The 21,938-nt window shown below is 40.7% G+C and carries 22 protein-coding genes; 19 read left to right on the forward strand and 3 right to left on the reverse strand.

Annotated features, from left to right (window positions below):
- Positions 1-22: 22 nt before the first annotated feature.
- Positions 23-2,392 carry an EAL domain-containing protein gene (locus tag L3Q70_RS06530; protein ID WP_062570711.1) on the reverse strand — a complete coding sequence of 790 codons (2,370 nt, stop codon included), beginning with the start codon at positions 2,390-2,392 and terminating at the stop codon, positions 23-25.
- A 191-nt stretch (positions 2,393-2,583) separates the two neighbouring features.
- Here L3Q70_RS06530 and pyrC point away from each other — a divergent pair, with 191 nt between their 5' ends.
- From pyrC to L3Q70_RS06580, 10 genes are all read left to right on the forward strand, one after another.
- Complete coding sequence (gene pyrC, locus L3Q70_RS06535; protein ID WP_237115105.1) at positions 2,584-3,630, forward strand: dihydroorotase; 1,047 nt, start codon at positions 2,584-2,586, stop codon at positions 3,628-3,630.
- A 334-nt stretch (positions 3,631-3,964) separates the two neighbouring features.
- The gene (locus L3Q70_RS06540) at positions 3,965-4,174 is read left to right on the forward strand and encodes a cold-shock protein (protein WP_036967526.1); all 210 of its coding nucleotides are present in this window, start codon (positions 3,965-3,967) and stop codon (positions 4,172-4,174) included.
- 395 nt (positions 4,175-4,569) lie between these two features.
- Positions 4,570-5,184 (forward strand): response regulator transcription factor, encoded by a 615-nt coding sequence (locus tag L3Q70_RS06545; RefSeq protein ID WP_062570713.1) that lies wholly within the window; start codon positions 4,570-4,572, stop codon positions 5,182-5,184.
- 473 nt (positions 5,185-5,657) lie between these two features.
- Positions 5,658-6,428 (forward strand): DUF3450 domain-containing protein, encoded by a 771-nt coding sequence (locus tag L3Q70_RS06550; RefSeq protein ID WP_062570714.1) that lies wholly within the window; start codon positions 5,658-5,660, stop codon positions 6,426-6,428.
- Between the two features lie 6 nt (positions 6,429-6,434).
- The gene (locus L3Q70_RS06555; RefSeq protein WP_062570715.1) at positions 6,435-7,799 is read left to right on the forward strand and encodes a MotA/TolQ/ExbB proton channel family protein; all 1,365 of its coding nucleotides are present in this window, start codon (positions 6,435-6,437) and stop codon (positions 7,797-7,799) included.
- Positions 7,799-8,323 (forward strand): MotA/TolQ/ExbB proton channel family protein, encoded by a 525-nt coding sequence (locus tag L3Q70_RS06560; RefSeq protein ID WP_062570716.1) that lies wholly within the window; start codon positions 7,799-7,801, stop codon positions 8,321-8,323. Before L3Q70_RS06555 ends, L3Q70_RS06560 begins: the two co-directional genes overlap by 1 nt.
- Positions 8,324-8,337: 14 nt before the next feature.
- Entirely contained in the window at positions 8,338-8,742 is a 405-nt protein-coding gene (locus L3Q70_RS06565; RefSeq protein ID WP_058585247.1) for a biopolymer transporter ExbD, read from the forward strand.
- The gene (locus tag L3Q70_RS06570; RefSeq protein WP_062570717.1) at positions 8,742-9,359 is read left to right on the forward strand and encodes an energy transducer TonB; all 618 of its coding nucleotides are present in this window, start codon (positions 8,742-8,744) and stop codon (positions 9,357-9,359) included. Before L3Q70_RS06565 ends, L3Q70_RS06570 begins: the two co-directional genes overlap by 1 nt.
- 11 nt (positions 9,360-9,370) lie before the next feature.
- On the forward strand, positions 9,371-10,630 hold the full coding sequence (locus tag L3Q70_RS06575; RefSeq protein WP_062570718.1) for a tetratricopeptide repeat protein: 1,260 nt from the start codon (positions 9,371-9,373) through the stop codon (positions 10,628-10,630).
- A 56-nt stretch (positions 10,631-10,686) separates the two neighbouring features.
- Positions 10,687-11,712, forward strand: coding sequence for a hypothetical protein (locus L3Q70_RS06580; RefSeq protein WP_237115106.1), 1,026 nt, complete (start codon positions 10,687-10,689; stop codon positions 11,710-11,712).
- Here L3Q70_RS06580 and L3Q70_RS06585 read toward each other — a convergent pair.
- Together L3Q70_RS06585 and L3Q70_RS06590 are read right to left on the reverse strand one after the other, a co-directional pair.
- Positions 11,709-12,044, reverse strand: coding sequence for a TraR/DksA C4-type zinc finger protein (locus L3Q70_RS06585; RefSeq protein WP_062570809.1), 336 nt, complete (start codon positions 12,042-12,044; stop codon positions 11,709-11,711). The two genes, L3Q70_RS06580 and L3Q70_RS06585, sit on opposite strands and share 4 nt — an antisense overlap.
- Before the next feature lie 52 nt (positions 12,045-12,096).
- Positions 12,097-13,074 carry a tRNA-dihydrouridine synthase gene (locus L3Q70_RS06590; protein ID WP_062570720.1) on the reverse strand — a complete coding sequence of 326 codons (978 nt, stop codon included), beginning with the start codon at positions 13,072-13,074 and terminating at the stop codon, positions 12,097-12,099.
- A gap of 167 nt (positions 13,075-13,241) precedes the next feature.
- On the opposite strand from L3Q70_RS06590, the gene L3Q70_RS06595 reads away from it, so the two are divergent.
- The 9 genes from L3Q70_RS06595 to htpG all read left to right on the forward strand — a co-directional run bounded on the left by L3Q70_RS06595 (position 13,242) and on the right by htpG (position 21,827).
- Positions 13,242-13,730, forward strand: a complete 489-nt coding sequence (locus tag L3Q70_RS06595; RefSeq protein WP_062570721.1) for a hypothetical protein — start codon at positions 13,242-13,244, stop codon at positions 13,728-13,730.
- Between the two features lie 54 nt (positions 13,731-13,784).
- On the forward strand, positions 13,785-14,633 hold the full coding sequence (locus L3Q70_RS06600) for a DUF692 domain-containing protein (protein WP_062570722.1): 849 nt from the start codon (positions 13,785-13,787) through the stop codon (positions 14,631-14,633).
- A complete protein-coding gene (locus L3Q70_RS06605; protein WP_267145287.1) occupies positions 14,626-15,384 on the forward strand; it encodes a putative DNA-binding domain-containing protein in 759 nt (252 codons plus the stop codon). The genes L3Q70_RS06600 and L3Q70_RS06605 overlap by 8 nt, the downstream gene beginning before the upstream one ends.
- A gap of 85 nt (positions 15,385-15,469) precedes the next feature.
- A complete protein-coding gene (locus tag L3Q70_RS20330; protein ID WP_256213662.1) occupies positions 15,470-15,592 on the forward strand; it encodes a hypothetical protein in 123 nt (40 codons plus the stop codon).
- Between the two features lie 160 nt (positions 15,593-15,752).
- Positions 15,753-16,298 (forward strand): adenine phosphoribosyltransferase, encoded by a 546-nt coding sequence (apt, locus tag L3Q70_RS06610; RefSeq protein WP_062570723.1) that lies wholly within the window; start codon positions 15,753-15,755, stop codon positions 16,296-16,298.
- A 3-nt stretch (positions 16,299-16,301) separates the two neighbouring features.
- Positions 16,302-18,755 carry a DNA polymerase III subunit gamma/tau gene (gene dnaX, locus L3Q70_RS06615; protein ID WP_237115107.1) on the forward strand — a complete coding sequence of 818 codons (2,454 nt, stop codon included), beginning with the start codon at positions 16,302-16,304 and terminating at the stop codon, positions 18,753-18,755.
- 60 nt (positions 18,756-18,815) lie between these two features.
- Positions 18,816-19,142, forward strand: a complete 327-nt coding sequence (locus L3Q70_RS06620; RefSeq protein WP_016707773.1) for a YbaB/EbfC family nucleoid-associated protein — start codon at positions 18,816-18,818, stop codon at positions 19,140-19,142.
- Between the two features lie 10 nt (positions 19,143-19,152).
- Positions 19,153-19,761 carry a recombination mediator RecR gene (recR, locus tag L3Q70_RS06625; protein ID WP_237115108.1) on the forward strand — a complete coding sequence of 203 codons (609 nt, stop codon included), beginning with the start codon at positions 19,153-19,155 and terminating at the stop codon, positions 19,759-19,761.
- Positions 19,762-19,913: 152 nt separating this feature from the next.
- The gene (htpG, locus tag L3Q70_RS06630) at positions 19,914-21,827 is read left to right on the forward strand and encodes a molecular chaperone HtpG (protein WP_193988656.1); all 1,914 of its coding nucleotides are present in this window, start codon (positions 19,914-19,916) and stop codon (positions 21,825-21,827) included.
- Positions 21,828-21,938 lie beyond the last annotated feature (111 nt).

A 21,938-nucleotide genomic window follows, 5' to 3' on the forward strand; every position in this document is an offset into this window, starting at 1 on the left:
AAGCCTAAGTAACTCTTAGGCTTTAAAGACCATTTAGAATTATTTTTTCAGCTTCACTGGCTGGCATAGGTTTGGCCTTTAAAAAGCCTTGGCCAAACTTACATTGTGTTTGTTTTAAAATGTTTAATTGTTGCTCTGTTTCAATTCCCTCCGCCACTACATCCAGTTTTAATGATTGGGCTAATGAAAGAATAGCGTCAACAAGTGGGTTATGCTCTTTCCTTAAATGATCAATAAAGCTTTTATCAATTTTTAAAATATGAATGGGCAGTTGATGTAAATAACCAAGTGCAGAGTAACCTGTACCAAAATCATCTAAACATAGTTTGACTTCAAGCGGAGCAAGGCCTTCTATTATTTTTGTTGCCAACTCTAGGTTACCAATTAAGCCTGATTCTGTTATTTCTAAACATAAAGAGCCCAGTGGTAATTGATACTTTTTATATAAGTCATGTATCTGACTCACAAAGTCGAGGCTTGCAAAATGCCTAGATGACACATTGACAGTGACACGTAAAAAAGGTGTTCCTTGTTTATGCCAAGCGAATATCTGCTTTGCGGCAAGTTCTAATAAGTGCAAATCAAGATTAATAATCTGCCCTGTGTCCTCAGCGATCGGAATAAAATCATTGGGGGCCACTAAACCTTTGCTAGGGTGATGCCATCTAACAAGCGCTTCAAAACCAACAACTTCATTACTTTGAATAGTAAAAATAGGCTGGTAGTAAAGTTCAAAGTCGTTATGCTCAATGCCATGTTGTAAGTCATTTTCAATATCTGCATGTGACTTTAATTTTTTGCGCATTGTGTTATTGAAAAATTTGACTTGTCCGCGACCTGAAGATTTTGCTTCGTACATAGCTGCATCAGCATGTTGCAGTAACTTATAAGCCTTGTCTTTTTCACTTGTACAAAATGCAACACCGATACTCGTTGAAGCTTGCAATAGGTGACCATCGATATTGAGAGGCTCTGCAAGTGCCAGTTGGATACGTGCAAGTGCATCATCAATTTGTTGTTTGTCAGTGATGTTTTCCATAAAAATAGCAAATTCGTCACCACCCAAGCGTGCGAATGTATCTGTATTTCTAATTGTTCCTTGTATTAGCTCACAAATTTTGACTAAAAAATGATCGCCAACCTCATGACCGAGCGAATCGTTAATACTCTTAAAGCGATCGAAGTCTAAATAAAGTAGGGCATGTTGACTTTGTTCATCAGAACGAGCCAAGCGTAAGATCCCGTGTTTAACTCGTTCGATAAGTAATGAGCGGTTTGCCAAGCCTGTGAGCTCGTCGTGCAGCGCTTTATGTTCCAGTTCTTGGCGCGAAAGTTGACGGTCAATTGCCATACTTATTTGTCGGCTTACATAAGTCAGAAGAGCACGATCATGTTCACTGTAATGGTAATATTCACTATAGCTTTGAACTGCAATTACGCCACTGATACGCTCATTAACCTTAAAAGGCACACCGAGCCAAGATTCTGCTTGTCTGCCGACCATTTTAAAATGGCCTGCCTTTATATGCTTTGCAAATTCTTCTTTATTAAATAACAGAGACTGGTCTGTTGTTAAAAGGTAATACGAGGCGGTGTCCTTGAGTAATTCTTTGGAAATCTTTTTATGTGCGTTTGAACGAACACCTTCTTCAATAATATAGACTAAATCAAGTACATCTAGTTGTTTGTCATACAGGCCAATAAAGAAGTTATCAGCTCGCAGTAAAGAGGTAATAATACAGTGGAGCGATTCAAAAAAGCTGTCTAGCTCGCTTGATTGATAGGTTAAATTTGCAATTTGCAACATACTATTTTCAAGCTTTTGAGCATCATTTAGCTGTTTTACTGTTTGTTGTAAATTTTCAACGGTGCGAACTTGATTTATTTTTGCACTCAGTAAATGAGCAACAGTTGAGAGCACCTCTAAATGTGCATCTGTATAGTAATGTTTTTGTGGGTGCTCGCAATCAATCACCCCTAAGACCTTTTCTTTATAAACAAGGGGCACACATAACTCAGAAAGAGCAGGGCGGGCATCCGCTATATAACGACTATCTTGAGTGACATCGCCAACCATTAGAGGGAGTCCTGACGATGCGACATAACCGGTGATCCCTTGATCAAAATCGATTTCAGTTCTGTCTATGTGGTAGGTATCTGAAGAACTTGCTGTTCCCATTGAAGCAACTTCTTTTAATGTACGTGTTTCATCATCAGCTAAATAGATAACACACTCAATAAAGCCAAGACGTTTTACAACCTGAGATGTTACGTAATCCAGTAATTCTTCAAGTGTATCAAGCTGCATCAATGAGGATGAAAACTGATTTATTATACGTAGTTGGTCTGTTTTGACCTCAAGTGCAAAAGCGGTATCTAACCTGTTAGACATAAAAAGAAAACTGACTCAAATTAGCTGTTAATTTATTAACTTAACCTACTATTTATATATCCACAAAGTTATTTTTAAAAAAAACCTTAACTGGTGTAAACTAGTCACCTGAATATGCGCTTGAGTAAATAAGCGAGGTTATTTACTCATAGTTTACGCTATCCCTCTAACTTTAGCCGTGGAAACCAGCAATGTCAGATTTAAATTCGATGCAAACTTTAACAATCACTCGCCCAGACGATTGGCACATACACTTGCGTGATGGTGATCAACTTACCGACACCGTTCGTGATGCTAGCCGTTATATGGGGCGTGCGATTATTATGCCTAATCTTGTTCCTCCGGCAACCTGTACAGACAGTGCATTATCTTATTATGAGCGAATTAAAGCCGCTGGTCCGCAAGGTAATTTTGAGCCTTTAATGGTGCTTTACCTTACAAATAAAACAACCCCTGAAGAAATTAAAAAAGCCAAAGCGACAGGTAAAATTGTTGCGGCTAAATTATACCCTGCAGGCGCGACAACAAACTCAGATTCAGGTGTGACCTCTATTAAAAATATTTATCCGGTGCTTGAAGCTATGCAAGAAGTGGGCATGTTGCTACTTATACATGGCGAAGTAACCGATTCATCAATTGATATTTTTGACCGTGAAAAAGTATTTCTAGAAACAATCTTAGCTGATGTAGTCACTGACTTTCCAACACTTAGAATTGTTCTTGAACATATCACTACAAAAGATGCTGTCGAGTTTGTTAACAATGCCCCTGAGAATGTAGCTGCAACAATTACAGCGCATCATTTGCTTTATAACCGTAATCATATGTTAGCCGGTGGTATCCGCCCACATTACTATTGCTTACCAATTTTAAAGCGAAATATTCACCAGCAGGCGCTAATTGAAGCTGCTACAAGTGGAAGTAAAAAATTCTTTTTAGGCACAGACTCTGCACCGCACTATAAAGACAAAAAAGAAGCGGCGTGTGGCTGTGCGGGCGCATATACAGCTCATGCTGCCATTGAATTATATGCTGAAGCGTTTGAAGAGGCGGGCGCTTTGGACAAGCTTGAAGGCTTTGCGAGCCATTTTGGTCCGGATTTTTACGGGCTGGAGCGAAATAAAGACACCATTACACTAGTAAGAGAAAGTTGGACGGTGCCTGCAAGCTATAAGCTAGGTGATTCACAAGTGGTACCAATCAAAGCCGAAGCGCAAATGGATTGGCTAGTTAAGTAGCTTATAAAGCAACCTGCTTCAAAGCCCACTTTTTTTAGTGGGCTTTTTCATTATATTTTAATTGCTTATAAATACTATCGTCATATATTTTTGCTGTGGCAGTTGACCTCAAAATAATTTTCGATTAATAGAGCTAAAATAAAATTAATGTGTTAGTCTGTAGTTGCTTTGAGTTTTTGCGTATTGAATTTACGGATAATGTGCGGCTTGTACGGTTACCGGTTTGGTTATTGGTTCTTCCTGTACTTTACCCCAAGTTTATTGGGCATTCACTCAGGGAGGATAGAGCCATTACGGCTGAATTTTTAATTATTGACTTACAGGAAAATTTAGTATGTCAAACACGGTTACTGGTAAAGTTAAGTTCTTTAACGAAGCTAAAGGCTTTGGTTTCATTGAACAAGAAAATGGTCCTGATGTATTTGTACACTTCAGCGCTATTACAGGTACAGGCTTCCGCACGCTTAGCGAAGGCCAACAAGTATCTTTCGGCATCAAACAAGGTCAAAAAGGCCCTGAAGCTGAGAATGTAGAAGTAGCATAAGTAATTATGTGAACCTGAATATATTTTGGTGAGGCAGTTTCTGTTTCACCAAAATTCCTTCTCCATTTAAGACTAAAGAAACGTCCCGAATTAGATTTCCTCCTAAAGGCTTATTGAAGTAAGTTTTCCTCAGTATTTATCCTGTAACTAGCTAACTATTCCTTAAAAACCTACTTTCTATAATTAAAGTATTATATGCTGTATTGGCAGTTTTTATAAAAATACATTTACTGTTGTATTGGGAATAATAGTGCGATGCGTGAAACGTTCTACGTTTGATTGCATTTATTTCACCAATCGTAAAATAACCCGCTAAACTTAGTTAAACTTAAAACAGAAAAAATCTGAGTTTAGTGACAGTTGTTTGATGAATTATAATGAAGGTTTACTAATTGATGAGCATAGGAAATGATATTTTGCTAGTAGATGATCACCCAATGGTGGCTACTGCAATTAAAATGGTGCTAGCAAAATCAACTCTCGTAAACGAAGTTCAGGCTGTTGCAAGTCAAAAGGAAGCGTTACAGTTTCTAAAAACCAATAATATTGCACTCGCAATTTTGGATATTGAACTTGAAGACTCAGATGGATTTAGCCTCTACAAGCGTGCTGTAAGTAATGGCTTTGCCGGTAAAGTGCTCTTTTTATCCGCAAAACACGATAAGCATATTATTCGCACAGCTGCTAAATTGGGGGCTCAAGGGTTTGTAAACAAGGCTGAAAGCCTTGAGGATATATCCGCTGCAGTAGAAATGATTTTACGAGGTTATACATTTTTCCCGCAAGAGCATCTAATTGCTTCTGAGAAAGATATCGATGAACTACTGACAGAACGAGAGTTGGCTGTCATGAACTATCTATTGCAAGGATTGTCGAACAAAGATATAGGGGAAAAGCTTTTCATAAGCAACAAAACGGTAAGTACTTATAAAGCAAAAATATTTGAAAAGCTTGAAGTTGACTCAATTATTTCATTAGCAAAGCTTGTAAAAGACCGCGCAATTTTTTAGCCATCCAACCTAAATTATGAAGTTTAATCAATACACCCACCCAAGTGGATAGCCTGATATTGTTCGCAAGCTGTCCAGTTTTGCTCACTGAGTGCATAAAAATTCTTCAAAAGAGATTTTTTAGACGATTTAAAAGATTTTTTTTTTCAAGTTAAACAGCCCTTTTCTGTTTTTACAAAATGTTACATTTATGTTTAAGTAAAAATACAAACAAGACCCAATGTTTACCAGTAAAGGGCTATAGAACTTTACTACGAACACCTCTGTTATTTTTTTGTTAATTCGTTGTTTTGGCTATTTTCCCTTCAACGACGAGTAACCAATTTTTTCCGATGAAACCCGAACATCAAGTTGACAGAGCTAGATGCATTTAGCATTATTGGAGGGTTGATATCTATTAAAAGATATCAGGGTTGTCCTCTTCGGAGGATAATTAAATTATAAAAGTAACATTACTTAATTGGTTGGGAACTATGTCTGTTAAAATCAGAAAGAGTCTTGTAGCATCTGCGTTGGTTGGCGCATTTGCATTTGCAAGCAGCAATGTGATTGCAGATCCTTTGAAAGATGTGCAAGATGCAGGTCAACAAATTCAAAAGGCTGCTGTTAAGTCTCAAACTAAAATTGACAATATCTATGGTCAAACTCAAGAGCTAATCGCTGAGTACCGTAGCATTGTTGATGAAACTGAGCTTATGAAAGTGTACAACGATCACGTAGCACGTTTGGTCGCTGACCAAAACGCATCTATCGAATCGTTTGACCGTCAAATCGCGACAATCGATAACACGAAACAAAACGTTGTGCCTTTGATGTATCGCATGATCGATACGCTTGAGCAATTCATCAAAGCGGACGTTCCGTTCAATCTTGAAAACCGTCTTGCACGTGTTGAAAGACTTCGTGACATCATGGCATCAGCGTCAGTGACTACATCTGAAAAATTCCGCCAAGTGCTAGAAGCATACACAGTTGAAGCTGCATACAGCTCAGCAGTAACTGCTTCTCAAGGTACACTTGAAGTTGATGGCAAAAGCATCAACGTTGACTTTGGTCGTTTAGGTCGTATCACATACGTAGCTCAGTCTTTTGACCTTAAGCATGCGTGGGTGTGGGATAACAATACAAAACAGTGGAAAGAATTAGGTGAAGAATACCTTAAACCTGTTAAAGAAGTTATCCGTATGGCGCGTAAACAAGCGACATTAGAACTTGTTAAACTACCAATCTTTGGCGCGGAGTAATCAATAATGAAGAAACTATTTAAAGGTTTTGCTGTTGCAGCAGTACTATCTGTTTCTGCAGGTACCGCGCTTAATGCACACGCAAACACTGGTGCTTTAGACAAAATTCTTGAGCAAGTAAAGCAAGAACGTATCTCTGAAGGTAAATTAAATAAGCAACGTGAACAAGAGTTCCTTTCAGCTCGTGCTGACAAGCAAGCGTTACTTAATAAAGCGAAAAGCGAGCTAGCTGCTGAAAAAGCACGTGGCGACCGCTTATCTAAAGAATATGCGCAAAACGAAAATACTTTAGCAGAAAAAGAGCAAGAGCTTCTTAATGCACAAGGTACGTTGGGCGAAATGTTCGGTGTTGTACGCCGTTCAGCTGCAGATGCAATTGGTACTATCGAAGCATCACTTGTTTCTGCTGAAAAACCAGGACGTGCTGAAGTACTTCGTTCACTTGCAGCAGCTAAAGAGCTACCAACTGTTCGTGAATTAGAAGAGCTTTGGATTGCACTTCAAACTGAAATGACAGAATCAGCTAAAGTTTCAACTTTCGAAACTGAAGTTGCTGGTCTTGACGGTTCAGCTACAGTGAAAAAAGTAACACGTATCGGTAACTTTAACTTAGTAACTGACGACGGTTATTTAATTTACTCTCCAGAAACTAAATCAATTCAACCACTAGGTAAGCAACCTGATAGCTACATCCTTTCTGGTATTTCTGATTTAGAAAACACTTCTGCTGATAACTACACAGGCGTATTTGTTGACCCTACACGCGGCGCAATCTTACGTATCAACACGCAGAAAAAATCGCTTATGGAATACTACGAGCAAGGTGCTGAAGTAGGTTACATCATCACAGTATTATTACTTGTTGGTCTACTAATCTTCGTAGTACGTTTCATTGATCTTGCGCTTACTAGCACTAAGATTAAGAGCCAGCTTAAAAACCTTTCTACGCCGAATACAAACAACCCACTGGGTCGTATTCTTAAGGTTTATGCTGACAACAAGAATCAAGACGTTGAAAACCTTGAGCTTAAACTTGACGAAGCAATCTTACGTGAAACGCCTCGCATCGAAGCGGGTATCAACATCATCAAGATCTTGGCAGCAATCGCTCCATTACTAGGTCTACTAGGTACGGTAATCGGTATGATCCTTACGTTCCAAACAATCACATTGTTCGGTACAGGTGATCCGAAGATCATGGCTGGTAATATCTCTCTAGCACTTGTTACTACAGCGTTAGGTCTAATTGCAGCTCTACCACTTATTCTACTTCACTCAATTGTTGCGGGTCGTAGTAAGTCGGTTCTACATGTCCTTGATGAGCAAAGCGCTGGTATCATCGCAGCTCACGCGGAGAAGGAGAAAGCCTAATGCTAGTCCTGATGGAGATCTGGGAATCTATCAGGGATTTTGTTGGCACAGGCGGCCAGGTTTTATACGTGGTCGCGATAGCACTCTTTCTTATGTGGGTTTTAATGATTGAGCGCTATTGGTTCCTACTAGCTGAGTTTCCTCGTATGACGAAGAACATTGTAGCTCAGTGGGATGCCCGCCAAGACACTACGTCTTGGTACGCACACAGAATCCGTGAAGCATGGATTTCTGAAGCGTCTGAAAAATTAGATCAGCGTATGTTGTTGATTAAGACATTGGTAGCTATTTGTCCTTTAATCGGCTTATTAGGTACTGTAACGGGTATGATCGCGGTTTTCGAAACCATGGCTACCCAAGGTACTGGTAACGCACGTTTAATGGCATCAGGTATTTCAATGGCAACGATCCCAACAATGGCTGGAATGGTTGCGGCACTATCTGGAGTATTCTTCAGCTCACGCCTTGAGGCAAGAGCGAGAATGGCGAAAGCTAAACTTGTAGATAGCATGCCTCATCACTAGAGAGAGAATTAAATATGGCACGTAAACAACGTTTTCGTGAAGAAGAAGAAGCAGCGGTTGATATGACGCCAATGCTTGACATCGTATTTATCATGCTTATTTTCTTTATCGTAACTACATCGTTCGTTAAAGAGGCTGGTATCGAAGTCAATAAACCTAAAGCGGCCCAAGCTACGAAGCAGAAAAATGCTAACATTTTTGTTGCTATTCGTGCTGACGGTGCAATCTGGATTGATAAACAACAAGTTGATGTTGAACGTGTTTCAGCAAAGATTGAAAGTTTATTAGCAGAACAACCTACAGAAGTTGTAATTTTGCAAGCTGATAAAGAAGCAAAACACGGCGTAGTGGTTAAAGTTATGGACCAGATTAAAGCGACGGGTGATAACCTAAGAATTTCAATAGCTGGAGATCAGTAATGATTCGTTTTCTGTTTTCACTGATTGCAGGTGGGGCAGTTACTTTCGGCTTGTTCTACTTCATGGCGTACCTCATCTCCGGTGGAGCTGACCGTGCGACTGAACAAAAAGAGCAGATCGTAGTCGAAATTATGACGAATCCGCCTGAATCTAAGGTGCAGGAGAGGAAGCGTGTTCCGCCTCCGCCTCCACCACCGCCAAAGCAGCCGCCTAAACCGCAGCCGCCTCAGCCGGAAAACAGCAACCCTAACACTGGTGCATTGTCATTTAATATGCCAAGTATCGATGTGGGTGGCACGGCCGGTGGCCTAAGTGGTCCAGGTGCATTTGGACGTGACGGTGATGCGACACCTATCGTTCGTATTGAACCAAAATACCCAACGCAAGCAGCGCGTGATGGTAAAGAAGGTTGGGTTCAACTTTCATTCACTATCAATGAAGTGGGTGGGGTAGAAGACGTTGAGGTAATCGATGCCGATCCTAAACGTATCTTCGACCGCGAAGCTAAGCGTGCACTGCGTAAGTGGAAGTACCGTCCTAAAGTTATTGACGGAAAACCACAAAAGCAATTTGGTCTTCAAGTACAATTAGACTTTAAACTTAACCAAGGCAATTAAGGAGGCGAGTAATGAGAAATTTATCTAAAGTAACTGCACTTGCAATTCTTATGTCACTATCGGGTGCAGCTTTCACTGCACCGGCTTTAGCTGCGCCAGATTACGCGAAAATTGAAGCGCGTAAAAAAGCAAAAACTAAAGTGATGGGTGAGCGCGTTGGTAAAAAAGTTATTAAAGCGTTTGACTTGTACAATGAAGAAAAGCTTGATGAAGCGATTGCACTTCTTAAAGAAATTGATCCTTCGGATGAATTCGATAAGGCAACAGTCGACCGCTACTTAGGTCAAATGTATGCTCAGAAAGAGCAATACGACCTAGCGATCAAGCATATTTCAGCGGCAGTAAAGCCTGATGTTTTAAACTTTGCCGATCAAGAGCAAGGTCTTAAGCTACTAGGTGATATGTACGCGGGTACTGAGCAATACGCAAAAGCAAAAGATGCGTATTATGCTTGGATGGACTTCACAGGTGAGGAAGACGACAAAGTTTATACACGTATTGCGCAAGCAAATTACGAGTTAAAACAGTATAAAGACGTACTTCCTGCTGCAGACAAAGCAATCAAATTGGCAAAAGAACCTGCTAAAGCTTCTTACCAATTAAAGTTAGCGGCCTATTTTGAACTTAAACAGTACAAAAATATGGTTGGTGTAGCTGAAGAGATTGTTCGTGTTTGGCCTGAAGACAAAAAAGCTTGGGTTGGTTTAGGTAAATATTACCTACAAACCGAAGACTTCCAAAAAGGTCTAGCGACCATGGAAGTTGCCTATAAAAATGGCTATTTTGAAAATGAAGTCGAATACAAAGTACTTTCAAACTTTTATTCGTTAACAGAAATTCCTTATAAAGCAGCTGTGGTGCTTGAAAAGGCAATTAATGAAGAAAAAGTTAAGCGTACTAAGCAAAATATCAGTGCTGTGGCGTCAAATTACCACCGTTCAAAAGATATTGAAAAAGCAGCTAAATACTATGAAGAAGCAGCTAAATTTGACGACGATGCAGAGCTTTACCGCAAAGCTGGTTCGTTACTTTTACAGTCGCAAAATTATAGTGCAGCCGTTATTCGTTTGAATAAGGCATTAGAGTTAGGTTCTGATAAAAAAGGAACAATCTACTCTGACTTAGCTGAAGCTTACTACTACCAAGAAAAGTACAAGCAAGCTTACAACGCTATTGTTAAAGCAATGGATGATCCGCGCACGCGTAAATTCGCGAAGAGCTGGTCAACTTTCATCAAAGATAAAGCCGCTCGTAACGGTGTAAAAATCTAATTGATGTTGTTTTAAACTAAAAAGCCCCTCTGGGGCTTTTTTTATGGAATTTTAAAATGCTAAGACAGATCGTATTGTTACTTGTTGCGAGTGTAATGTTGGTAGCTTGCTCTGAGCAATCTACAAAATTCCACACGTTTCAAGAAGGGCAACAAGAACTTCGTAATATTAATTATTTATTACTGAACACAGCAAACTCCTCAAAAGCAAGTGTTTGGCCTTTTTCTGAGCACTATTTAGAAGCGCGTCATCTTGCTTATCAAGGTTTAAAAAACACCCAATTAAACGAATCGCAGCAGGCCCAATTAAACTATTTAATCATTGCTGAGCGATATCCTGAGCGTTATTTTGTATGGCCTGTGCAACGGGATGTTGTGAGTCAAGCTAGCTCGCAAGGTGATTACTCAGCGCAGTCATTAGCTAGTTGGTTAGAGCTTGTAGAAACCCAGCTTATTACAGCAGAACAAAGTAATCTAAAGCTTAATAAAATCGAATTAAAGTTTTTACATGAAATGGTAAAATCTCATCTTGGTAATAATGATGAGAGTGTACAAACCGCGCTAAATAAGCTGGATCAATACTTAACTCAATATCAGCCGCGCAGCAAACTTGGTTTAGTTGGCTTAGCAAATGGTAAAGATTGGTATCAAAGTAAATTGAACTATTTTAGTGGTGAGACTAAAGCTCCATTAAATTGGCTTAGTGAGATACAAATGTCACTCAAACAACAGGTAAGTACTGATTTTGTATTACCAGTGTCAGACTCGCATTCGACGCCATTAGTCATGAATTATTTTTCAGATAATCATCAACATAACGGTCTTGACTGGCAGTTAGAATTTGTCGACCCGCGACAAAGTAAACGCGAACTAACTCTCGCTGAGCAGTACTTTTGGCAGGTAATGATGGAAACAGATCTGGGCATTCATTATCACACGTGGAGTGAGCAGCAAGCGCGCGTGAATTTAATGAAGCGTTTAGGTGTCGAGCAAGCACAAGCTGAGTGGCTGATTGAGGATATTGTATTATATCCGGGTATGAGCTTTATTTTCGTAAGCAAAGAAGAAGGCACCGCGCTCTAAGGAGCGCAGCGTCTGCAGCGTTGAGTGGCAGGATCAGTAAGTAATCGCTCATCATCAATTTTTTCCTCACAATCACAGCAATAGCCATATTGACCAATGTCTATTTGACACAAGGCGGCTTCTAATTTTTCCAGTCGTGAGATGAGTATCTGATATTCAGGTCCTAAGTTATTTGCTGTAAGTTCAAGCCAATCTGAGGGAGGGGTATCCTTGAGTTGCGATAGCAGTTGCTGATGATAGCCTTGATCAGAATCTGCCAGCATATCAAGTAAACGTTGTCTTACCTGCGCAAGTTCAGCAGATAGCTTTGTTTGTATTTCAGTATTGTTCATCGCGGTATCTTCCAAGTGGGCAATACTGGCATTATCAAACAAAATGCGTTCGTTAATTATGATTTGTATCAATACTCGGCGCTTTGGCATACTTTCTTAGTACATCAGCGACTTCATCCTTGGCTTTTAAGCGTCTAATTTCATCAAAAAGGGCATTTGCTTGTGGGTACTGACGTTTCAAGTAACCTAGCCATTGCTTAGTACGTGAAGCAAAATATTTTTCACATTTGCTCTCATCTTGGTGCATGGAAGAGTGAATAATATGGTAAATAACATGCTCCCATTGCATTGGAGTATAGGTTTCACCATTCACATGGGCTTTAATTTGCTTTGCCAAGTCAGGCATAGCCAATGCGCCACGGCCTATCATTAAATCATTACACTGACTTCTGGTTTGACATAAGAGAGCATCTTCAATCTGCCAAATTTCGCCATTGGCGACAACCGAAATTGCTTTACCTTTGATTAAAGGTGGGATTTTCTCCCAATAGGCAGGCGGGTTATAGCCATCTCGTTTGGTTCTTGCGTGAATAGCTAAGCTTGATGCGCCCGCGCTCACAACGGCATCAACAATTTCTTGGCTATTGCTATCATCATCAAAGCCTAGCCTTATTTTGGCACTCACCTGATGAGCGGGGTCGACGGCCTCTCTAACCGCTTTAATAATGTTATGCATGTGCTCAGGATCTTTTAAAAGTACCGCGCCGCCTTTACTTTTATTTACCGTTTTTGCCGGACATCCAAAGTTTAAGTCTATCCCGTGCGAGCCAAGGCGGATCGCTTTGACTGCATTATCAGCTAAAGCATTCGCGACTTGCCCCAATAGTTGAATTCTGACCGGTGTGCCAGCACGTGTATAACCACCTGTTTTTAGCTCAGGGCAGTAGCGATGAAATACACGCTCTGGTAGTGTTGCGTCAACGACACGTACAAACTCTGTGACGCATAAATCGAATCCACCTAAGTCTGTTAGGAGTTGTCGCATCTTAAAATCGACAACGCCTTCCATCGGTGCTAAAACTAATTGCATGGATAAATTTTACTTAACAAAAAATGGATGCGTATTCTACCTGTTATTGCCACTATGATAAATCGTAATTTGTATTTGTAGAATGTCGATTAAATTAGAAAAGTATGAAAGTAATTTTTATTTGTCGGGTCTAATCTAATAACCGTTATGAAAAAGAGAGTCATCATATGAACACAATTAAGCAAAATTCAATCGCCTTAACACTAGGTGCCGTTGTTATTGGTGCGTCAAGCTTCGCAGCAAGTGACGCACACGCAAATCCATTTGAGTTTCAGCAAATGCAAGCAGGTTATCAGTTAGATGCTGCTGAGGGGAAGTGTGGCGAAGGGAAATGTGGCGGCGATAAAAAAGCTGGCAAAGAGGGTAAATGCGGCGAAGGCAAGTGTGGCGGCGATAAAAAAGCTGGCAAAGAAGGCAAATGCGGCGAAGGCAAATGTGGCGGCGATAAAAAAGCTGGTAAAGAAGGCAAATGCGGCGAAGGTAAATGTGGCGGCGATAAAAAAGCTGGCAAAGAAGGTAAGTGCGGCGAAGGCAAATGTGGCGGTGATAAAAAAGCTGGCAAAGAAGGTAAGTGCGGCGAAGGTAAATGTGGCGGCGATAAAAAAGCTGCAAAAGAAGGTAAGTGTGGCGAAGGTAAATGTGGTTCAAACCACTAAGCGTTCACTTAGCTTTTAAAAGGGCCATTTAGGCCCTTTTTAGTAGGAGGTAGTATGTCATTTGAAACAACATCTGTATTTGGGCAAATAGGATTAGGCCTGCGCCGAGAAATGCTTGATGAAATGTTAAAAGGTGTCCCTAAACCAATTGATTTTCTGGAGGTAGCACCTGAAAATTGGTTAAAGTTGGGTGGTCGGTTTGGAAAACAGTTTAAGCAATTAACTGAACGCAACGCGTTTGTTTGTCATGGTTTATCTTTGTCTATAGGTTCACCTGCTGAACTTGATGTAGAATTTGTGAAATCACTAAAGGCTTTTTTTAAAGAGCATAATATTCGCTTTTTTAGTGAGCATTTAAGTTATTGTTCAGGTGAAGGGCATATGTATGATTTAATGCCTATTCCATTTACAGAAGAAGCTATCAAACACGTTGTTGCGCGTATTAAACAAGTTCAGGATATCCTTGAGCAGCAGATTGCAATAGAAAATGTTTCATATTACGCTGCGCCAGGTCAAGAAATGACAGAGCTGGAGTTTACTAACGCCGTATTAGCAGAGTCTGATTGTAAGCTTTTAATTGATGTAAATAATATTTATGTTAACTCAATTAATCATGGTTATGATGCGGAGCAATTTTTAAAAGGTTTACCAAGTCAGCGAATTGCTTATGGGCACGTGGCAGGACATTACACAGAAGCTGAAGACTTGCTGGTTGATACACATGGTTCCCCTGTCATTGATCCTGTTTGGCAGCTGCTTGAAAAAGCGTATTCTTTTCACGGGGTGTTTCCAACTCTTCTTGAGCGGGATTTTAATATTCCACCGATGGCGGAGTTGCTAACAGAGCTAAGCACCATTGAAAAATTACAACTTTCAGCAAGTAAGGTGAAATACAGTGCCTAGTCATTTTATAGAAGTTCAGCAACAATTTATGGCCTATATTCGTGACCCAAAACACAATAAAAAGCCAATAAATATTGAAGGGCGTAGAATGGCGATTTATCGTGATCTGTTTTTCAATAATGTTGAAGGTTTTGTAAGCTCTGCCTTTCCTGTTCTAAAGAGCCTGTATACACCAAGTGATTGGCAAAATATAATTCGCCTCTTTTTTAGTCAGCATAATTGTAAGTCTCCATATTTTCTTGATATTGCTGGTGAGTTTTTAGAGTTTATTGCTACAAGTTACTCAAAGCAGCCTACAGACCCTGATTTTATGTTAGAGTTGACACATTATGAGTGGGTTGAATTGGATGTATCTGTTGCACAACCGCAGGAACACGAAACAGCTTTACAAACAAATCAGGTTACAAATGCGGGTTTGTTTTTAAGTAGTTTGGCACGTAATTTAAGTTATACGTACCCCGTTCATACAATCAGTGTAGACTACCAACCACAAAGCTCGCTTACTGAGCCATGTTATTTCGTTGTTTATCGAGATAGTGATGATGAGGTACAGTTTTTATCAACAAATGCGATGACAGCATTGTTATTAAGTATCATTGAAACGAAACCGGGTATAAATTTAAATTCGCTCTGCCAAGAAGTTGCAAAACACGCTCCTCAATTTAGTCAAGAACAGTTATACCAAGGCGCACTTAATACCTTAAGTGCAATGGCTGAACGTGGTGTGATCGTTACTAAATCATTGCTCTAAAATACCGCAAAAAGCCTTTATTGATAGGGATACATCGACTATCATGTGCGCCTTATTGTGTCGTGCTTAAATAAAGGTAGTAACTATGTCGAATGATAAAGACTTTAAAGATCCGTTCAATGCAACTTATTTTATTGCGTTTTTAGCCGTATTTGCTGGCATTGGCTGTCTAAACGCTATCCTTGGTTGGATCACTGCTTTATCTTAATTTACGCAAGTAAATTTAAGACACTAGGCTGCATTATGCAGCCTTTTTTATTACTGTTGATACAGTTCAAGGATTAATTTTGGATCTTGCTACCGACTTTCTACGAAGGTGATGTTATACTCTCGAGCTTTGTTAGATAAAATTTTTGAGCAGTATAATTATGACTCAAGCAACTTCAACGCTCATCAAACAGAGCATTGCAACAATTGCTGATTACCCTAAACCGGGTATTATGTTTCGTGACGTAACAACCCTAATGGCAAACGCAGACGCGTTTAAAGCAACCATTGACAGCTTTATTTCAGCGTATAAAGATCAAGGTTTTACAAAAATAATTGGTACAGAATCTCGTGGTTTTATTTTTGGTGCACCACTTTCATATGCACTAGGTATTCCATTTATTCCAGTTCGTAAGCCAGGTAAACTTCCTCGTGAAGTCATTTCACAAAACTATCAATTAGAGTATGGTGAAGATACATTAGAGCTTCATACCGATGCTATAGTTGCTGGTGATAAAGTGTTATTAGTTGATGATTTACTTGCTACAGGTGGCACAATTGAAGCAACAGCAAAACTAGTTGCTAAACTGGGTGGTCATGCAACCGATGCTGCGTTTGTTGTATCTTTACCAGAGCTGGGTGGTGAGCAACGTGTTGCTGATATGGGCATCAAAATTTTAAAGTTGGTTGAATTCGAAGGCGAATAATTAATGAGTTATCAGGTTCTAGCAAGGAAATGGCGACCACAAACCTTTCACGAGTTAGTGGGGCAGTCTCATGTTAAGCAAGCATTGGTTAATGCATTAACACAAAATAGACTCCATCATGCTTATCTCTTTACTGGAACCCGTGGGGTGGGTAAAACAACCATCGCACGTATATTCGCAAAAAGCCTCAACTGCGATAAGGGTATCTCTGCAGAGCCGTGCGGGCAATGTTCAAGTTGTACTGACATTGAAGCCGGCCGTTATATTGATTTATTAGAAATCGATGCGGCTTCACGCACAAAGGTAGAAGATACCCGCGAAATTCTTGATAACGTGCAATACGCACCAACCCGTGGTCGGTATAAAGTTTACCTAATCGATGAAGTTCACATGCTGTCAAAGCATAGTTTCAATGCTTTGCTAAAAACACTGGAAGAGCCACCAGAGCATGTGAAGTTTTTATTAGCAACGACCGATCCGCAAAAATTACCAGTGACGATTTTATCGCGTTGTTTACAGTTTAATTTAAATGCGTTGTCGCAATCAGAAATTCATGAGCAGCTTGCCCATGTTTTACAACAAGAGCAACTCAGCTTTGATGATAAATCATTACAAGCACTTGCGAAAGCCGCTGATGGCAGCATGCGCGATGCGCTCAGCTTAACTGACCAAGCGGTGGCACAAACGAATGGCAATATAAGTTATCAAGCCGTACAGAGTATGCTTGGTTTAATGGATATACACTATAGCCAAACGATGTTAGCCGCAGTACTTTGCCAAGATGGGGATGCGCTGTTAGCTGAGATAAAAAACTTAGTCAGCCGTAATCCTAATTTTGTTGCTTTGCTTGATGATCTGATTGCACTTACTCATTTAATTCAGCTAGTACAGCTGGTGCCCAGCGCAGCAGCACTTGATGAGAGTAATCGTGAGTTTATAGAACAGGTTGCGCAAACAACGGATGCGCAGCAGATACAAGTTTATTACCAGCTACTTTTGAATGGTAAAAAAGATCTGCAATGGGCGCCGGATGCCAAACTAGGTTTTGAAATGATCATGCTGCGTTTGCTCGCATTCCAACCAACGCAATTTGCGCAAAGTCAAACACCAACAAATAGCCAACAGCAGGTTAAACCTAGCGGTGCAGGCGCATTGCGTGATATTTTGAAAAGATCATCGACGCAACGTGAACAAGCAGCTTCAGAGCAAGCACTTTTAGCACAAAGCTCTGCTAAGACAACGGCTGTACCTTCAAAGCCTCAGCCAACACAAGCTGAACCTGTTGAAGCAGAGCCTATTCAAGCTGCTACAGCAGAAATGGCGCAAAGCCCTAAGTCTGCTCAGCAAATTGAAGCAACAGCAGTAGAACAGCTAGATGCTAACCAGCAGCCCCAGCAATCCGCTACAACTGGATTGACCGCAGAAGTTAAAGCTGCGCCACAACAGCAAGAGCAAAGCTTCTCAGAGCAAGTGCCTGCAGCTGAATACTCATCACCAGAGTATTCTTCGCAAGATTACATGGACGATCATGATGCGCAAATGGACCCATCACTTGCTGCGCAATACGATGATGTGATGAATAGCGCCTATGATCAGGGCTTTACTGCCAATGAAGTACCTGCGCCTCAGCAACAGCAAACAGCACCAGCACAATTACAACAGCAGCAAAGTCATGCGCAGTCGGCCATTGCTCGTATTTTACAAGACCGCAATATTTCAGGTGCAGGGCGTTTAAGTGGTGCAGCAACGCAAACTAATGCTAAAGCAGAACCACAGCCTGAAGCGAAGCCCAAAGCAGAGCCGCCAGCGCAACAAAGCGCAGTTGCTACGAATCATCAACCTCAGCAGCGACAAGTGGCTGTTGAAGTAAAAAAGCCCAGCCCCCAGCTGACGGGGGAGAGTCATAATAAAGTAAAAAAAGTCGACTTTAGAGAAAAGCATCAAACAATCACCGAAAACTTAGCGCCTGAGTTGCTTGAGCAAATCAACCCACAAAAAGCGCCAGAGCCTGTGATTGAAGAAGCCAGTATTCCTGTACCTGATGATTTTGAAAGCCCGATCAGCAGTATTAAATTTGCACACGAACAAGATGAATGGGCGTATTTAATAAAACGTATGGGGCTAGGTGGTCGAATGCGACAATTTGCATTGCACTCGATTTTCACAAAGAATAATAATCAAATGCACATTGAAGTTGACTCATCACAGCGTCACTTAGACAGTGCAGTACTAAGGCAAAAGCTCAATGCTGCATTAAGTGAAATTTACGGTCATAATGTAGAACTGAGTATCGAGTTTGCTGATGGTGTTATTGACTCTCCGTATTTGATCCAACAAAAGATTGATGCAGGTCGTCATCAACAAGCCATTGATGTAATAAATAGTGATGAAAACATAGTGCAATTTCAGCAGTTATTTAGCGCTATAATCGATGAAAACAGTATTCAGGCATTGTAATTAGTTACAATAGCCCTTATCTTCATGCCAATTAAAGTAGTTTTAGAAAGAGAGACAGTTATGTTTAAAGGTGGAATGGGTAACATGATGAAGCAAGCGCAGCAAATGCAAGAGCGCATGCAAAAAGCCCAAGACGAAATCGCTAACCTAGAAGTAGTAGGTGAAGCTGGTGCAGGCCTAGTGAAAGTAACTATGCTTGGTAACCACAATGTACGTCGTGTTGAATTAGATGAAAGCCTAATGGAAGACGACAAAGACATGATCGAAGATTTGCTTGCGGCAGCGTGTAATGATGCTGTACGCCGTGTTGCAGAAGAAACACAAGAGCGCATGAGCAAAGTAACTGGCGGTATGCAATTACCACCAGGTATGAAAATGCCTTTCTAAGTGATTCTATATGCAACTATCGCCTAGTTTAACACAGCTGATTGAAGCATTGAGATGCCAACCTGGTATTGGTCCTAAGTCGGCACAGCGCATTGCTTTTCATTTGCTTGAACGAGACCGTCAAGGTGGCAAGCAGCTTGGTCATGCATTGACTAAAGCTATGGAGGAAGTAGGACATTGTCAGTCGTGTCGTACTTTTACAGAGCAACCCGTGTGCGATATCTGTTTAAGTGTTAAACGTCAAGATAGTGGTTTATTGTGTGTGGTAGAATCACCAACCGATGTGCTGGCTATTGAGCAAACCGGTCAATACCAAGGGCTTTACTTTGTATTAATGGGTCACTTGTCGCCAATTGATGGCATAGGACCAAAAGAGATTGGCCTTGATATTCTTGAAAGCAGGTTGCAACAAGGTGGCATTAATGAGGTGATCCTCGCAACCAACCCAAGTGTTGAAGGTGAAACCACAGCCCATTACATTGCAGAGCTTTGTCATAAGTACCAAGTAGGTGCATCTCGTATTGCTCATGGTGTCCCTGTTGGTGGTGAGCTCGACTTACTTGATGGTATGACACTGATGCATGCATTTAGCGGGCGACGCGCCGTAAACCAAAACTAAATGGTATTAAAAGCCTGCTCTATGCAGGCTTTTTTGTGTCTACATTCGATTTTACCCGTAAATTTAATTTTTTGCCTTGAAGTTCAAAAAGCCTGCCCCATATAAAGAGTCATAGTGCAGATAAGACACTTTGTTAATTGGAGATTTACACAATGACTGCAGCACAAAAAGAAACATTAGGCTTTCAAACAGAAGTCAAACAATTATTAAACCTGATGATTCACTCTCTTTACTCTAATAAAGAGATTTTCCTACGTGAGCTGGTATCAAACGCGTCAGATGCGGCAGATAAATTGCGTTTTCTAGCGCTTTCAAATGGCGATTTATACGAAAATGATGCGGATTTAAAAGTACGTATCAGTGCCGATAAAGACGCAAACACGGTAACCATTACTGATAACGGTATTGGTATGAGCCGTGAAGATGTGATCAATTCATTAGGTACGATTGCAAAATCTGGCACCGCAGAATTTTTCCAAAATCTAACAGGTGACCAAAGCAAAGATTCACAATTGATTGGTCAATTCGGCGTCGGTTTTTACTCAGCATTTATCGTGGCTGATAAAGTAACAGTGCGCACGCGTAAAGCGGGTGAAAGCCAAGGTATTGAATGGCAGTCAGCGGGCGAGGGCGAGTACACGTTACAAGAGATTGACAAGCCTGCGCGTGGTACGGAAATCATCCTTCATCTTCGTGAAGACGAAACAGAGTTTGCTGATGAATTCCGTTTACGTAGCATCGTAACTAAATACTCAGACCACATTTCTATTCCAGTTGAAATGTATAAAGCAGAAGTACCTGAATCTGAAGGGCCTGATGGTGAGAAAATTCCAGCACAGCCAGGTGAGTGGGAAGGTATTAACCGCGCGACTGCACTGTGGACTCGTGACAAGTCAGAAGTCACAGACGAAGAGTACAAAGAGTTTTATAAACACATTGGTCATGATTGGGAAGAGCCACTAAGCTGGGCACATAACAAGGTTGAAGGTAAAACAGAATACACGAGCTTGTTATACATCCCGAAAAAAGCACCTTTCGATTTGTGGAACCGTGAGCGTCAATCAGGTTTAAAACTGTATGTACAACGCGTTTTCATTATGGATGACGCTGAGCAATTCATGCCAAGCTACTTACGTTTTGTGAAAGGTTTACTTGATTCAAACGACTTACCACTAAACGTGTCGCGGGAAATCTTGCAAGACAACAAAGTAACGCAAGCAATCCGTAAAGGTTGTACATCGCGTGTACTTAAATTGCTTGAGCGAATGGCGAAAAACCGTGAAGAAGATTATCAATCTTTCTGGAACGAATTTGGTCAGGTGTTAAAAGAAGGCCCTGCAGAAGACATGGCAAACAAAGAAGCCATTGCTAAGCTACTGCGTTTCGCTTCTACACACACTGATGAAAGCACACAAAATGTATCGCTTGAACAATACATTGAGCGTATGAAGCCAGAGCAAGACAAAATCTACTATGTAGTTGCTGATTCATTCGCCGCAGCGAAGAGCTCACCGCACTTAGAGATTTTCCGTAAGAAAGGCATCGAAGTATTGCTATTAAGTGACCGTGTTGATGAGTGGATGATGAGCTACTTAACTGAGTTCAACGAAAAATCATTCCAGTCAATCACCCGTGGTGACTTAGATTTAGGCAACATGGATGATGAAGAAACCAAAAAAGCGCAAGAAGAGTCAGAAAAAGAAGTTGCTGGCCTAGTTGAGCGTATTAAAACAGCCCTAGGTGATAGCGTTAAAGACGTACGCTTTACGCACCGTCTAACTGACTCGCCAGCATGTGTTGTTGCTGATGAGCACGATATGAGCTCACAAATGCAAAAGTTAATGGAATCTGTTGGTCAGACAGTGCCTGAACAAAAGCCAATTTTTGAGCTTAACCCAGAGCATCAGCTTGTTAAACACCTTAATGTTGAACAAGATGAAGACAAGTTTGCTCAGTGGTCACACGTATTGCTTGATCAAGCGTTACTAGCAGAACGCGGTACTTTAAAAGACCCTGCTGGCTTTGTAACTCGCTTAAATAAACTTATGCTAGATATAAGCAAATAAGCGTTATAGCTGAATGAGTTGGGAAAGGGAGCAAGGCTCCCTTTTTTATTGCTGCTAATATAGGCAATTGGTATAAGTTACTTGAGGTATAGCCTCAGTTGTGGAAGAATT

Source organism: Pseudoalteromonas sp. CF6-2 (genome assembly GCF_021729425.1).
GTDB classification, from domain to species: domain Bacteria; phylum Pseudomonadota; class Gammaproteobacteria; order Enterobacterales; family Alteromonadaceae; genus Pseudoalteromonas; species Pseudoalteromonas arabiensis.

Excerpts from the sequence above, each read along its gene's own strand:
- L3Q70_RS06540 (WP_036967526.1), top strand. The coding sequence starts at position 3,965 with ATGTCAAACACGGTTACTGGTAAAGTTAAGTTCTTTAACGAAGCTAAA.
- L3Q70_RS06590 (WP_062570720.1), bottom strand. The coding sequence starts at position 13,074 with ATGCAATTAGTTTTAGCACCGATGGAAGGCGTTGTCGATTTTAAGATG.
- L3Q70_RS06620 (WP_016707773.1), top strand. The coding sequence starts at position 18,816 with ATGTTTAAAGGTGGAATGGGTAACATGATGAAGCAAGCGCAGCAAATG.
- L3Q70_RS06570 (WP_062570717.1), top strand. The coding sequence starts at position 8,742 with ATGATTCGTTTTCTGTTTTCACTGATTGCAGGTGGGGCAGTTACTTTC.
- pyrC (WP_237115105.1), top strand. The coding sequence starts at position 2,584 with ATGTCAGATTTAAATTCGATGCAAACTTTAACAATCACTCGCCCAGAC.
- recR (WP_237115108.1), top strand. The coding sequence starts at position 19,153 with ATGCAACTATCGCCTAGTTTAACACAGCTGATTGAAGCATTGAGATGC.
- L3Q70_RS06585 (WP_062570809.1), bottom strand. The coding sequence starts at position 12,044 with ATGAACAATACTGAAATACAAACAAAGCTATCTGCTGAACTTGCGCAG.
- L3Q70_RS06565 (WP_058585247.1), top strand. The coding sequence starts at position 8,338 with ATGGCACGTAAACAACGTTTTCGTGAAGAAGAAGAAGCAGCGGTTGAT.
- htpG (WP_193988656.1), top strand. The coding sequence starts at position 19,914 with ATGACTGCAGCACAAAAAGAAACATTAGGCTTTCAAACAGAAGTCAAA.
- apt (WP_062570723.1), top strand. The coding sequence starts at position 15,753 with ATGACTCAAGCAACTTCAACGCTCATCAAACAGAGCATTGCAACAATT.
- L3Q70_RS06550 (WP_062570714.1), top strand. The coding sequence starts at position 5,658 with ATGTCTGTTAAAATCAGAAAGAGTCTTGTAGCATCTGCGTTGGTTGGC.
- L3Q70_RS20330 (WP_256213662.1), top strand. The coding sequence starts at position 15,470 with ATGTCGAATGATAAAGACTTTAAAGATCCGTTCAATGCAACTTATTTT.
- L3Q70_RS06560 (WP_062570716.1), top strand. The coding sequence starts at position 7,799 with ATGCTAGTCCTGATGGAGATCTGGGAATCTATCAGGGATTTTGTTGGC.
- L3Q70_RS06595 (WP_062570721.1), top strand. The coding sequence starts at position 13,242 with ATGAACACAATTAAGCAAAATTCAATCGCCTTAACACTAGGTGCCGTT.
- L3Q70_RS06545 (WP_062570713.1), top strand. The coding sequence starts at position 4,570 with ATGAGCATAGGAAATGATATTTTGCTAGTAGATGATCACCCAATGGTG.
- L3Q70_RS06575 (WP_062570718.1), top strand. The coding sequence starts at position 9,371 with ATGAGAAATTTATCTAAAGTAACTGCACTTGCAATTCTTATGTCACTA.
- L3Q70_RS06555 (WP_062570715.1), top strand. The coding sequence starts at position 6,435 with ATGAAGAAACTATTTAAAGGTTTTGCTGTTGCAGCAGTACTATCTGTT.
- L3Q70_RS06600 (WP_062570722.1), top strand. The coding sequence starts at position 13,785 with ATGTCATTTGAAACAACATCTGTATTTGGGCAAATAGGATTAGGCCTG.
- L3Q70_RS06580 (WP_237115106.1), top strand. The coding sequence starts at position 10,687 with ATGCTAAGACAGATCGTATTGTTACTTGTTGCGAGTGTAATGTTGGTA.
- dnaX (WP_237115107.1), top strand. The coding sequence starts at position 16,302 with ATGAGTTATCAGGTTCTAGCAAGGAAATGGCGACCACAAACCTTTCAC.
- L3Q70_RS06530 (WP_062570711.1), bottom strand. The coding sequence starts at position 2,392 with ATGTCTAACAGGTTAGATACCGCTTTTGCACTTGAGGTCAAAACAGAC.